Annotated in this window: 13 protein-coding genes and 1 rRNA gene; all 14 read right to left on the reverse strand. The window is 38.9% G+C overall.

Annotated elements, in window-relative coordinates; genetic code table 11:
• A 16S ribosomal RNA gene (locus tag BTR25_RS22750) occupies positions 1 to 266 on the reverse strand; the annotation flags it as partial.
• Between the two features lie 334 nt (positions 267 to 600).
• Positions 601 to 2,085: a lysine--tRNA ligase gene (gene lysS / locus BTR25_RS22755; RefSeq protein ID WP_075690285.1), complete on the reverse strand. Its 1,485-nt coding sequence runs from the start codon at positions 2,083 to 2,085 to the stop codon at positions 601 to 603.
• A gap of 201 nt (positions 2,086 to 2,286) precedes the next feature.
• Positions 2,287 to 3,285: a tRNA dihydrouridine synthase DusB gene (gene dusB / locus BTR25_RS22760; RefSeq protein ID WP_075690286.1), complete on the reverse strand. Its 999-nt coding sequence runs from the start codon at positions 3,283 to 3,285 to the stop codon at positions 2,287 to 2,289.
• Between the two features lie 17 nt (positions 3,286 to 3,302).
• Complete coding sequence (locus BTR25_RS22765; RefSeq protein ID WP_075690287.1) at positions 3,303 to 3,515, reverse strand: helix-turn-helix domain-containing protein; 213 nt, start codon at positions 3,513 to 3,515, stop codon at positions 3,303 to 3,305.
• Positions 3,467 to 4,000 carry a 2-amino-4-hydroxy-6-hydroxymethyldihydropteridine diphosphokinase gene (folK, locus tag BTR25_RS22770; RefSeq protein WP_075690288.1) on the reverse strand — a complete coding sequence of 178 codons (534 nt, stop codon included), beginning with the start codon at positions 3,998 to 4,000 and terminating at the stop codon, positions 3,467 to 3,469. The genes BTR25_RS22765 and folK overlap by 49 nt, the downstream gene beginning before the upstream one ends.
• A 2-nt stretch (positions 4,001 to 4,002) precedes the next feature.
• Positions 4,003 to 4,362 (reverse strand): dihydroneopterin aldolase, encoded by a 360-nt coding sequence (gene folB, locus BTR25_RS22775; protein ID WP_075690289.1) that lies wholly within the window; start codon positions 4,360 to 4,362, stop codon positions 4,003 to 4,005.
• Complete coding sequence (gene folP / locus BTR25_RS22780) at positions 4,355 to 5,200, reverse strand: dihydropteroate synthase (protein WP_075690290.1); 846 nt, start codon at positions 5,198 to 5,200, stop codon at positions 4,355 to 4,357. Before folP ends, folB begins: the two co-directional genes overlap by 8 nt.
• 122 nt (positions 5,201 to 5,322) lie before the next feature.
• Entirely contained in the window at positions 5,323 to 6,249 is a 927-nt protein-coding gene (gene cysK, locus BTR25_RS22785; protein ID WP_075690291.1) for a cysteine synthase A, read from the reverse strand.
• Between the two features lie 112 nt (positions 6,250 to 6,361).
• A complete protein-coding gene (locus BTR25_RS22790; protein ID WP_075690292.1) occupies positions 6,362 to 7,255 on the reverse strand; it encodes a peptidyl-prolyl cis-trans isomerase in 894 nt (297 codons plus the stop codon).
• 19 nt (positions 7,256 to 7,274) lie between these two features.
• Complete coding sequence (gene hslO / locus BTR25_RS22795) at positions 7,275 to 8,153, reverse strand: Hsp33 family molecular chaperone HslO (protein ID WP_075690331.1); 879 nt, start codon at positions 8,151 to 8,153, stop codon at positions 7,275 to 7,277.
• A 77-nt stretch (positions 8,154 to 8,230) separates the two neighbouring features.
• A complete protein-coding gene (locus BTR25_RS22800; RefSeq protein ID WP_175596864.1) occupies positions 8,231 to 9,013 on the reverse strand; it encodes a type III pantothenate kinase in 783 nt (260 codons plus the stop codon).
• Between the two features lie 115 nt (positions 9,014 to 9,128).
• Positions 9,129 to 11,075, reverse strand: a complete 1,947-nt coding sequence (ftsH, locus tag BTR25_RS22805) for an ATP-dependent zinc metalloprotease FtsH (RefSeq protein ID WP_075690294.1) — start codon at positions 11,073 to 11,075, stop codon at positions 9,129 to 9,131.
• 128 nt (positions 11,076 to 11,203) lie between these two features.
• On the reverse strand, positions 11,204 to 11,752 hold the full coding sequence (gene hpt, locus BTR25_RS22810) for a hypoxanthine phosphoribosyltransferase (protein ID WP_075690332.1): 549 nt from the start codon (positions 11,750 to 11,752) through the stop codon (positions 11,204 to 11,206).
• A gap of 22 nt (positions 11,753 to 11,774) precedes the next feature.
• Entirely contained in the window at positions 11,775 to 13,160 is a 1,386-nt protein-coding gene (gene tilS / locus BTR25_RS22815) for a tRNA lysidine(34) synthetase TilS (protein ID WP_075690295.1), read from the reverse strand.
• Between the last annotated feature and the right edge of the window lie 124 nt (positions 13,161 to 13,284).

Below are 13,284 nucleotides of genomic sequence, written 5' to 3' on the forward strand. Positions count from 1 at the left end.
CTCACCAACTAGCTAATGCGCCGCGGGCCCATCTGTAAGTGTCAGCGAGAAGCCGACTTTCAGCTTTCCCTCATGAGAGGAAAAGGATTATCCGGTATTAGCATCGGTTTCCCGATGTTATCCCAGTCTTACAGGCAGGTTGCCCACGTGTTACTCACCCGTCCGCCGCTAACCAAGAGGTGCAAGCACCTCAAGATTCGCTCGACTTGCATGTATTAGGCACGCCGCCAGCGTTCGTCCTGAGCCAGGATCAAACTCTCCATGAAAGTTGATATAGCTCATTTGTTACGTTGGCTTCGTTTCAGTTAAGAAACGAAAAAAATTGTTTGTTGACATTTTTGTTTGTTTAGTTTTCAAAGAGCAAACTATTACATCGCCTTAAAACGACTTTATTATCATACCAAGTTATTAACCTTGAGTCAATAACTTTTTTAAAAAGTTTTCGCTGTCAGCGAATCGTGTTTCGCAACAACAGATATTAATATACCACCATTGGACATACAGTGCAATAGTTTTTTTGTGATTTTTATCCTATATATCAATATAGCAATTATTAAGCCATATCATATAGGAAAAGCACCGGTTACCCGGTGCTTTTAGTTAACGGTGACGCATTAATGGAAATAAGAGAACGTCACGAATTGATGGAGAATTGGTTAGCAGCATTACGATGCGGTCAATACCAATTCCTAACCCACCTGTAGGAGGCATACCATATTCTAACGCTTCAATAAAGTCATCATCCATCAGATGTGCTTCATCATTACCTTGCTCACGTTCTTTCAATTGTGCTTCAAAACGCTCTCTCTGATCTATTGGATCATTTAATTCAGTAAAGGCATTGGCATGCTCACGAGCTACAATAAATAACTCAAAGCGATCCGTGAATCTTGGGTCTTCGTCATTTTTCTTTGCAAGTGGTGAAATCTCAACCGGATGACCGTAGATAAATGTTGGCTGAATCAATTTTTCCTCAACCTTTTGCTCAAAGAACTCATTTACAATATGACCATAAAGCATATGATCGTTAATTTCTACGTTATGTTCTTTTGCAAGATTTCGTGCTTCATCCACACTCATTTCCTTCCAGAAGTCAACACCAGTATATTCTTTAATCCCATCTACCATATGAAGCCTCTTCCACTCAGGCTTAAGGTCTACTTCATATTCTCCGTATTGAACAGTAGTTGTTCCAAGTACTTCTTGAGAAATATGAGCAATTAGATTCTCAGTTAGGCTCATGATGTCACGATAGTCAGCATATGCCTCATAAAGTTCAATCATGGTGAACTCCGGATTATGACGTGTGGATACACCTTCATTTCTAAATACTCTGCCGATTTCATATACCTTCTCAAGTCCACCTACTATTAGACGCTTCAAATGAAGTTCAATAGCAATCCTCATAAAAAGCTGCATGTCCAATGCATTATGATGTGTAATAAAAGGTCTTGCTGATGCTCCACCAGCAATAGCGTGCATCATAGGTGTTTCTACTTCCAAGTAACCATGGTCATCTAGGTAGCGGCGCATCGACTGGATAATTCTGCTGCGAGTAATAAACGTTTCCTTACTCTCCTGGCTCATTATTAAATCTAAATAACGTTGGCGGTACCGTTGTTCAACATCTTTTAATCCATGAAATTTATCAGGTAATGGACGCAACGCCTTTGTTAAAAAGACAAAATCTTGAACCTTCACAGAAAGTTCTCCCACTTTTGTTTTAAACAAGGTGCCGCTAACTGCAACGATATCACCTAAATCAGCAGAATCAAAAATTCCATAGGATTCTTCACCAACAGTGTCTTGTCTAACATAAACCTGGATTTGTCCGGTAATATCCTGTATATTAGCGAATCCCGCCTTCCCTTTCCCACGCTTCGTCATAATGCGGCCTGCGAGGGCAACTTCAACGTTTTTCGCTTCTAATTCTTCTTTTTCTAAGTCACTGAACTGCTCTACTAACTCTTTAATACTATGAGTACGGTCAAATCGTTTGCCAAACGGATCCAAACCTTTTTCGCGCATCGTACTCATCTTTTCACGTCTGACGCGTAATTGGTCATTTAATTCTTCGTGATTCATCCCTGATCAACTCCAATTTATATCTTATTATGTAAATCGCTATTCTAGCCTGCGAACCTTTTTCTACATACTTTATTATTTTACACAAAGTTGAGAATTCAGACATCAAAAAAGGATAATAAATAAAAACTGCCAGTTATTCACTGGCAGTCGATTGTTTAAACAAGCATATTATAGAAAACGAGTGTCAATCTGTCAAATCTAGCCTACTATTGCTTGACTTTCCTTCTCTTCTGCTTCAAGAACTAAGTCATGTAATAAGTTAACTAACTGGTCACGAGTATTACACTCATTGATGCCATGTCTTGCCTTAGCATTGCCGCGTACGCCTTTTAAATACCAGGCAGCATGCTTCCGCATTTCTCTTACAGCTATATCCTCATTTTTAAGTGCGATTAGTCGATCTAGGTGTAAGATGCATACATCTATCTTTTCACGCACTGATGGATCCCCGAGTAACTTCCCCGTTTCAAGATACTGAACCGTACGATAAATCATCCATGGGTTTCCAAGAGCAGCCCGGCCTATCATAACACCATCCACACCAGTTTCTTCTAACATTCTCTTTGCATCCTGAGGCGTCTGAACATCGCCATTACCAATGATCGGAATATTAACTGACTGTTTTACTTCCTTAATAATATCCCAGTTCGCTGTACCTTCATACATTTGGACACGGGTACGGCCATGTAATGCAACAGCTTTTCCTCCTGCACGTTCAACAGCTTGAGCATTTTTAACAGCATAAATATGGTCCTCATCCCAGCCCATCCGCATTTTTACGGTAACTGGTTTTTCCACTGCAGCTACTACCGCTGAAACCATCTCGTAGATTTTATTAGGATCAAGTAGCCATTTAGCACCAGCATCACATTTTGTTATTTTCGGTACAGGACAACCCATATTAATATCAATAATATCTGCATTTGTATTTTTATCAACAAATTGTGCTGCTTTAACAAGGGTTTCTTTTACCCCGCCAAAGATTTGCAGGCTCAACGGTTTTTCACGTTCATCAATATATAACATATTCATTGTCTTTTCATTTTTCAAGACAATGCCTTTATCACTAACCATTTCAGCACAAACTAAGCCAGCGCCAAACTCTTTTACCGTTAAACGGAACGCCGAGTTGCATACACCAGCCATTGGTGCTAATACGACTTGATTCTTCATCTGAATATCGCCGATTTTTAACATCCAAAATACCGCCTATTCTATTTTTCTTTTGAGGGAGTAAGCTCCTCAACGCTAATATTTAAGGTTTGACCAATTCTAACTAGTAAATCGCCTGTAGGCAGACGATTTCCTCTTTCGATCTCCCCTATTATTGAAACTGAAACACCTAGTACCTTTGCAAAGCTTTCCTGTGTATATCCTTTTAGCTTTCGATAGGCACGAATACGTCTTCCCCATTTTTCCGCTTCCATATCCGAACTCCTTTTTGGTCTTGGTTAGGTAATTCATCCAGCCAAAAGGAAAGAGGCTTTCCTTCAGGCGGAATGATTATATCATGATTGATTTCTAAAAGAGGGATAACGACAAAAGCACGTTCCTTTATCCGAGGGTGAGGAACGATTAAGTTCTCTGATTCAATATTTTCTTGGTTATAAAGCAGAATGTCAAGGTCTATTGTTCTTGGCCCCCACTTAAATTCCCTTTTTCTCCCAAGTTTCAGCTCGATATTTAAACACACTTCTAACAATTCAAAAGCATCAAGCTCAGTATTTATCTCAACAACCATATTTAAAAATAAATCTTGATCCTCATATCCAACCGGATCAGTTTCATATATAGAGGAAATATTTACTAATTCTATACAAGGATGCATTTGCAACTGTTGGAGAGCGCTCAAAAGATAATCATAGCGGCTTTCCATATTCGATCCAAGGGCAATATATGCTTTATTTCCCAATTTTATCTACTCCTTGTAATTTCTACTGCAACAGACTGATAATGACCCGGTATCGGAGGATCAGGCTTAATTACTTTTACAGTCACATCTGTTACAAGGCTGAATTGGCGTAAAACCGTTGTTGCAATATTTTCTGCAACTGCCTCTACAAGCTTATACGGCTTTCCCTCAACAATCCCTTTGCATACATTAAATAGTTCACCATAATTTACAGAGTGCTCTAACTCATCTGAATTGCCCGCTTTTTTCAAATCCAAGGAAATAGATAAATCAACATTGAAGCGTTGGCCAAGGCGATTTTCTTCAGGAAACACACCATGATAGCCATAAAATTGCATATTATTAACATAAATTTTATCCATTGTGAGCTCCTTTCCCCATTAGCGCATCCATCATTCTTGCCATTCTGCTCATTTCCTTCACATCATGGACTCGAATCATTTGACAGCCCTGATGAATTCCGTAACAAACAGATGCACCTGTTCCTTCCATTCTCTCAGTAACCGGTAATTCTAGAGCCTGTCCAATCATACTTTTCCTTGATGTAGCTAAGAGTACAGGATACCCCAGCGAAGTTAACACTTGCAGGTTTTGCATCATTTGAATATTTTCATTGTAGTCCTTTGCAAAACCTATGCCAGGGTCTAAAATTATATTTTCATCCTTAACACCGGCTCTTTTTGCTATTTGAATGCTCTCGTAAAGGTCATTTAACACATCTCTCAAAAACAAGTTGTAATTCCGCTCTGGGCGATTATGCATTAAGATGATTGGTACACTTTTTTCTGCTGCAACACTTGCCATTTTATCATCCGCCTTAGCACCCCAAACATCATTAATTAAATGCGCACCAGCTTCTACCGCTTGTTTCGCAACCTCTGATTTATACGTATCAATCGAAATTGGAACATGTACATGTCGGGCAATCGCCTGGATTACAGGAATAACTCTTTCCAGCTCTTCATCTGCCGATATTTTAGCAGAGCCAGGACGTGTTGACTCTCCTCCCACATCAATGATATCTGCTCCATTTGCTACCATTTCTTTGGCGCGTAAAATTGCTTTGTCAACATGATTAAATTTTCCGCCATCTGAAAATGAATCAGGGGTAGTATTCAATATCCCCATTATTATTGTTTTTCTATTTAACTCTAATGTATATGGACCACACTGAATTTTACCTTCAAATGCTTCTGGCATTTATAAACCTCCTAAAAAACCCATACAGTTTTACACTCCTTACATCATACAAGAAAAAACATTTTCAAAGCAAAAAAAAAGAGGCTTATGCCCAACGGAGCCATCACCTCTATAACTATAGATTAATTTTCAAATTGATAAAGTGGTGTGCTTAGGTAGCGTTCGCCGTTACTTGGAATAACTGCTAATACTTTTTTACCTTTACCTAATTCCTTAGCAACCTTTAACGCTGCATAAATAGCTGCACCTGAAGAAATTCCACCAAGAATCCCTTCTTCTTTTGCTGCACGACGTGCATATTCAAAAGCTTGATCATTACTAACTTGAATCACTTCATCATAGATATCTGTATTCAAAATATCTGGAACGAATCCAGCGCCAATTCCTTGAATCTTATGCGGTCCTGGATTTCCACCTGATAATACAGGAGAATCTGTTGGCTCTACCGCATAAATTTTAACATTAGAAAAATTCTCGCGAAGCACTTCACCAGCACCTGTAATGGTTCCACCTGTTCCAATACCTGATACAAAAGCATCAAGAGCATCCATTTGTTCTACAATTTCCTTACCAGTTGTTCTGCGGTGGACCTCAGGATTTGCTTCGTTTTTAAATTGCTGAGGCATGAAAAAGCCTTTTTCTTTTGATAATTCTTCAGCGCGGGCAATGGCTCCCTTCATACCTTCAGGGCCTGGAGTTAATACAAGCTCTGCTCCATATGCACGAAGTAGATTTCTTCTTTCCATACTCATGGTCTCAGGCATTACAAAGATTGCCTTATATCCTTTTGCTGCAGCAATCATAGCAAGTCCAATTCCTGTATTTCCGCTAGTAGGTTCAATAATCGTATCGACGCCTGGCTTAATTAATCCTTTTTCCTCTGCGGCTTCAACCATCGCTAACGCAATCCGATCCTTTACGCTGCTTCCAGGGTTGAAGTACTCAAGCTTTAAGTATACTTCTGCACTGTTTTCATCTACTAATCTGTTTAACTTGACAATAGGGGTTTGGCCGACTAATTCGGCTACAGAATTTGCAACACGAGCCATTATACAGCACCTCTTATTCCGAGTATTTTTATTGGTATTATAATGAATTTATCAGTTACCTGCCTGTTTTGTCAATTATTTTCATGTTTTTATTCCAAATTTTATTAATAAGTTATTCCTTTTTTGTTCCATAAAACCAATCGACCTTCACTTCTTCCCAGAAAACCTCTGTTGTAGCAGAGGTTTTCATTTGTTCAATTGCTATTTGACGGCGAATGGGCTGCTTTACCTCCTCAAAGGAATAATCCTTCCCTTTGATTTTGCCTTCTAAGAGAATAATCGCATAGCCTTGTTCCACTTTAATCGGTCCACTCCATTCCCCGTCGGCTAACTTCTTAACAGCTTGGATATATTCAGCCGGATATCTTTCATCTTCTTCGACAAGATACCCGATGTCTCCGCCCTCATTAGCTGAAAACTCTTCAATTGAACGTTCCATCGCAAGTACTGCAAAACTAGATCCCTCAGATAACTCCTTTAAAGCAGTTTCTGCCTCCGATTTTGTTTTTACAATAAGATGGGAAAGATGGAAGGTGGTTGGGATATTAAACAGTTCCTTGTTTTTCTCATAGTAGGCCTTCAATTCCTTATCAGAAACAACAACATCCTTAGTAAGGATTTCCTCTTTTAATAGACTATTTCGAATTTGCTCTTTCCAGCGATTTTCACTTATACTCTTAAGCTCATTAAAGGAACTATAGCGCGTTTGAAGTAGTCGATATTCTCGTTCAATGTCCTCTTCTGAAATCTCAATCTTATATTTCATCGCCATTTCTAAGACGACTTTTTGATCAATCATATCCTTCAATACATCTTTCCCATATCGAGTCTCTAATTCATTAAGCCATTCTTGTCTAGAAATTTTACCTTTCCCCACTGTTGCAACAACATCTTCCGTAACCGCAAAGTTGGCTAACTCATTCTCCTTTGAAAGGAAATAGGCAACCGTTAAACAATTAAGAGTGATTAACGCTGCAATCATCAACCAAAGCTGCTTCCTCCTCAATTGCCTCCCCCCAGATTTATTAGTTGGCCTCATTTTTTAGTTCTTCTAATTCTTCTCTCGTAAATAAGTACTTTTCATTACAAAAATGACAATGTGCTTCTGCCTGGCCATCTTCAGTAATCATATCGTCTATTTCGGACGTTCCTAAGCTGATAATTGCGTCCGCAAATCGCTCTTTAGAACAAACACATTTAAACTGTACCGGCATCGTTTCAAGCACATTCACCTGTTCTTTGCCGAACAGTTCCTCTAAGATTTCTTCAGGTGTTAATCCCTTCTGAATTAACTTCGAAATAGGTGCGATCGTTTTTAACCGTTCCTCTATCTTTGTGATTGTTTGCTCTTCAATCCCCGGCATCAATTGAAAAATAAAACCGCCTGCAGCCAGGATCGTGTCGTCTGGATTCACTAAAACACCTACTCCAACTGAAGAAGGTAACTGCTCAGAAGTAGCAAAATAGTATGTAAAGTCTTCACCAAGCTCACCTGAAACAATTGGCACTTGACCGGAAAAGAAATCGCGAAGACCTAAATCCTTTACTACAGTTAAAGAACCTTCTGTTCCTACTGCTCGCCTTACATCAAGTTTCCCATGTTCGTTAGCTTCGAAATCAACGTGGGGATTTGAAACATAACCTCGAACTTCACCTTTTGCATTGCTGTCAACCAAGATGACACCGATGGGACCGCCGCCGTTAATTTTTATCGTTAGTTTATCTTCACCCTTCAGCATAGCACCCATCATTACACCTGCAGTTAGTGACCTCCCCAGTGCTGCTGAAGCTACTCTCCACGTCTGATGTCGGCGTTGTGCTTCTGATACAATTTCGGTTGTCCGAACGGCATAGGCCCTAATCTGTCCATCATGGGCTAGTGCCTTAACCAAATAATCCTTCATTGTATAGCTCCTTTCAAGAGTCCCATTTTCTAGTAATACCTTCAGCTCAGCCTTATTACCTGCTGAGCTGAGAAAGTTCATCCATTTCTTATCATGTCCATATTTCGTTTATAGATTAACTGTAACCCTTTTAAAGTTAAAAAGGGATCGACAACATCAATCAAAGTAGACTCTTGGGCAATTAAGCTTGATAACCCCCCAGTCGCAATCACTTTAGGTTTTTCTTCACTTTGGTCCATAATCCGTTTGACAATTCCCTCAACTTGACCAACATAACCATAAACAATCCCAGCCTGCATGGCAGATACTGTATTTTTTCCAATTACTCCTTCTGGTCGTGTAATCTCAATTCTAGGCAGTTTAGCCGCCTTCGAATAAAGGGCCTCTGTTGAAATTCCAATTCCTGGAGCAATTGCACCACCCATATACTGCCTGTGTTCGTTGATGTAGCAGTATGTTGTAGCTGTACCAAAATCAACAATAACCAGCGGGCTTCCATATTCATGGATGGCCGCTACTGCATTAACTATTCGGTCTGCTCCAACCTCTTTGGGATTTTCATACTTTATATTGAGCCCTGTTTTAATTCCAGGTCCTACGACGAGTGGATTAATATTGAAATACTTTTTGCACATTCTTTCTAAAGCAAACATAATTGGTGGTACAACGGAAGAAATAATAATTCCATCTATATCGGTAAAAGACAATCCAGAGTTTTCAAACAAGGATTTTATAATCATTCCAAATTCATCTTCTGTCCGATTTCTATGGGTTTCTACCCTCCAATGATGTTTAAGCTCATCACCTTTATATACCCCTAAGACCGTATTGGTGTTACCAACATCAAATACAAAAATCAACATGATCACCACTTTACCCTAGTTTTCTATATTTTACACTGAAGATATCATATCATAACATAATTAATCGTGAAAAAAGAGTGCTTCACGGAAGCACTCTTTTTTTCATAGATCACTATTTATTTTCATCTTCAGAAGGCTTGGAATCATTTTCTGATTCCTTCTTGGTATTGATTGTTATTTTCACATCATCAGTTTTTTTCGGTCCGATAGGTACACTTTCCAAAGCTAGAGTTGGCTCTGGCATATGACCGTGTTCAACCAAATATTTAATTTGTTCAGCAACAAGCGTTTCTACTTCTAAAAGTGTCTTGGCAATTAGATCTAACTTAGCACGATTTTCCGTAAGGATTGTTCTTGCCTTTTCATAACACTCTTTAATAATCCTTTGGATTTCTAAGTCAATCTCATAAGCAATCGCATCTGAATAGTTTTGTTCATTATGCAAATCACGACCTAAGAATACTTGACCGCCTTGTGCTTGACCAAACTGTAATGGACCCAGCTTATCGCTCATACCATATTCAGTTACCATCTTGCGAGCAATAGTTGTCGCACGTTGGAAATCATTGTGTGCTCCTGTACTTACTTCACCAAAGACAATTTCCTCTGCTACGCGTCCGCCTAATAAACCGGTTATCTTATCTAACAGTTCAGGCTTTGTCATAAAATAACGATCTTCTCGAGGAAGCATGACCGCATACCCGCCTGCCTGGCCACGCGGTACAATTGTAACCTTGTGTACCATATCAGCTTCATCTAATACTAAACCAATGACGGTATGACCGCCTTCATGGAAAGCAACAATGTTACGCTCTTTTTCGGAAATAACCCTGCTCTTTTTTGCTGGTCCAGCAATTACTCGATCAGTTGCTTCATCAATATCTTCCATATCGATTTTCTTTTTATTTGTCCGAGCTGCAACTAGAGCCGCTTCATTCAATAAATTCTCTAAGTCTGCACCTGAAAAACCAGGGGTACGCATTGCAATATTCTTTAGGTTAACAGATTCATCTAATGGTTTATTACGGGCATGTACTTTAAGTACTGCTTCTCGGCCAATGACATCTGGGCGGTCAACAGTAATTTGTCGGTCAAAACGACCCGGACGTAATAATGCTGGGTCAAGTATATCGGCACGGTTTGTTGCTGCAATGATAATAATTCCTTCATTTGCGCCAAAACCATCCATTTCAACTAGTAATTGATTCAATGTTTGTTCACGCTCATCATGTCCGCCACCTAGACCAGCACCACGCTGACGACCTACCGCATCAATTTCATCGATAAAAATAATACATGGAGCATTTTTCTTAGCATTTTCAAATAAGTCACGAACTCGGGATGCACCTACCCCGACAAACATCTCTACGAAGTCAGAACCACTGATTGAGAAGAATGGCACACCCGCTTCTCCTGCCGTCGCCCTTGCAAGTAAAGTTTTACCAGTACCCGGCGGACCTACTAGTAGTACCCCTTTTGGAATACGGGCACCTAGCTCTGCAAATTTGCGTGGGTCCTTTAAAAATTCTACTACTTCAACTAGTTCCTGTTTTTCCTCATCTGCACCAGCAACATCTTTAAAACGAACCTTTTTCTTATCATCGTTGTAAAGCTTCGCTTTGCTTTTTCCAAAATTCATGACACGGCTTCCGCCGCCTTGGGCTTGGTTTAGTAAAAAGAAAAACAAAATAAAGATAATGACAAACGGAATAATGGAGGTGAAGAAGGTAACCCATCCGCTTGTTTCTTTAGCTGGCATCACTTGAACTTCAGAACCTGCGCTATCAATACGCTCTAGAATAATTTCACTATTAGGAACGTAAGTGAGGAAGTTAGCACCTTTATTTACATCATCCTGGAATGTACCTCTTACCTCAAAAACTCCACGTTCAGGCTGCATTGAAAATGTTTTTACTTCATTATTTTCTAATGCCGTAACAAACTTATCATAAGAAATGTTATCAGTCGGTTCGTTGCTTCCATTGAAGAAACTTACCACGCCAATTATGACTAAAAATATCAATAAATAAAAGATGGTATTACGGAAAATCCGATTCATCTCTTACCTCCTCCCGCGATAAACGAACTATTTTTAAATAGTATCATAGAAAATCATTCCATTTCAAGAAAATCACTCTTTAAACAGGGTATAACTTAATACGTGAATACCTTTATGTTAGCTATCTCTCAAAGGTTATCGCTATATACTTCAGGTTTTAATACTCCAATATATGGAAGATTCCGGTACTTTTCGATATAATCTAAACCGTAGCCCACAACAAATGCATCTGGAACAATAAATCCAACATAATCTGCTTGGATTGCGCTCTTTCTTCCAGTCGGTTTATCAAGCAGCGTTACAATCTTAATGGACTTTGCTTTTCTGTAACGAAATAAGTCCACTAGGTAACTGAGTGTTAATCCACTATCGATGATATCTTCAATGATGAGAATATCTCTTCCTTCAACAGATGTATCTAAGTCCTTTAGAATTTTCACTTCTCCGGATGATACCATTCCAGTACCGTAGCTTGATACATCCATAAAGTCCATTTCTAAATAGCAATCCATTCGTTTTAGCAAATCTCCCATAAATGGCATCGCACCCTTTAGGACACCAATTGCAAGCGGAAAACGATCGCTATATTCTTCCGTTAATTGAGTCGCTAAATCCTTGATTTTTTCTTGAATTTCTTCTTCTGTGATTAAAACTTTTTCAATATCCTGCTTCATAATCATTGTGCCCCCTAGAAAATCATTACTTTTGATATGTGAGTAGTATATAGTGACTTGCTGGATGTTTAATACCTTCGAATGATGATTTTTTTAAACCAGGAAGCCAAAGAATATTGTCATTTCCATCAGTAATGACAGGCCAACTATCCCTGTCCTGAATAGGAATTTTACCATCAATAAAAATATCCTTTAATTTTTTCGTGCCTGACATGCCTTTCAACGTCATTCTGTCCCCCATTCTCCTCGTTCGAATCTTAATAGGGAACACAAACTGGTCTGCATCAAGAAGCAAACAGCAAGTATTCAAATCCATTTCGCACTGGTCAGTAACAACCATTTTGATCATAGTGCCTGATGGCAACACAACCACGCCTGGCTCTTTCAATTCAAAATAATAATTTTCTACAGTCATTAGTTCAAACTGGAAAGATAAGAAATCATAGGATTTGATTACTTTTAAACCACTTGGTAAATCAAGGGCTGCCGACGGGTGAGGATGTTTAACTAAGGACAAGATTTGATCAGTATGTAGTGCAGAAAGTGATGCTGGTTTTTCATTGTAAAGATAGTTTAATATTAGATGAATCCCTCTCCTTTGTAAAGGTAAAGGCATCTCAAGAAAACGATTGTTGTCAATAGTAATTTTGCCCTTTTTTCTTATAGTCATTACTGTATTCATTTTCTGGACAGTTAATTCCTGAAGAAAAATTTCATCCTGGTTTAATTCTTCACTAAACCTCTGGAAATGTTCATGGACATTTTGATTCTCTGATTTTAAAAAAGGAAGTACAACCTTACGAAATCGATTTCTGCTGTAAACTCCCTTCTCATTACTAGGATCAATCCTTGGCTGTAAATGATGCCTATGACAATAGGATTCAATATCAGTCTTTGTTATACCCAAAAACGGACGAAGAAGGAAACCACTACCAAAGGTACGCTTAAACGGTATACCTGCTCTCGCAGTCCCTGAACTGCCTCGTGTTAACCTCATTAAAATCGTCTCTACTTGATCATCACCATGATGACCAAGCACCAAATAGGGATAGTTGTATTTTTCCATTATATTTTTATAAAATCCATACCTTGCTTCTCTAGCTGCAATTTGTGAGCTTTTCTTTGTTTTTTTGGAAAGTTCAGGAACATCAATTCGAGCCATTTCAAAGGGTATGTTATTTTGATGACAAAAGGACTTAACAAATAATGCATCTTCGAATGATTCCTGGCCGCGAAACATGTGGTCTACATGCGCTGCAACAATCGAGAAATGATACGTCTTCCTTTGCCCCCAAAGAAAATGCAGCAAGGCCAATGAATCAGGACCACCTGAAACCCCGACGACCATTTTTTTGTTTTTGAACGAATAAGAATTATGGTTAAGAAAGGCTGCTACCTTTGCTTCTAACATTATGTCCTCTTCCTTAAAAATCTTTAATCTTTCAAGATTACCATTAGCTTACCACTTTTAACAATAAAGTATCAAAGAGAAAGTCCTCTTTGGAAAAAACAATCCAAAACCATCTCGATACCTT

This window comes from Bacillus sp. MRMR6, from assembly GCF_001940785.1.
Lineage (GTDB): Bacteria > Bacillota > Bacilli > Bacillales > Cytobacillaceae > Neobacillus.

Coding starts and splice junctions, on each gene's coding strand:
- lysS (WP_075690285.1), bottom strand. CDS start 2,085: ATGAATCACGAAGAATTAAATGACCAATTACGCGTCAGACGTGAAAAG.
- dusB (WP_075690286.1), bottom strand. CDS start 3,285: ATGTTAAAAATCGGCGATATTCAGATGAAGAATCAAGTCGTATTAGCA.
- BTR25_RS22765 (WP_075690287.1), bottom strand. CDS start 3,515: ATGGAAGCGGAAAAATGGGGAAGACGTATTCGTGCCTATCGAAAGCTA.
- folB (WP_075690289.1), bottom strand. CDS start 4,362: ATGGATAAAATTTATGTTAATAATATGCAATTTTATGGCTATCATGGT.
- folP (WP_075690290.1), bottom strand. CDS start 5,200: ATGCCAGAAGCATTTGAAGGTAAAATTCAGTGTGGTCCATATACATTA.
- cysK (WP_075690291.1), bottom strand. CDS start 6,249: ATGGCTCGTGTTGCAAATTCTGTAGCCGAATTAGTCGGCCAAACCCCT.
- hslO (WP_075690331.1), bottom strand. CDS start 8,153: ATGAAGGATTATTTGGTTAAGGCACTAGCCCATGATGGACAGATTAGG.
- ftsH (WP_075690294.1), bottom strand. CDS start 11,075: ATGAATCGGATTTTCCGTAATACCATCTTTTATTTATTGATATTTTTA.
- tilS (WP_075690295.1), bottom strand. CDS start 13,160: ATGTTAGAAGCAAAGGTAGCAGCCTTTCTTAACCATAATTCTTATTCG.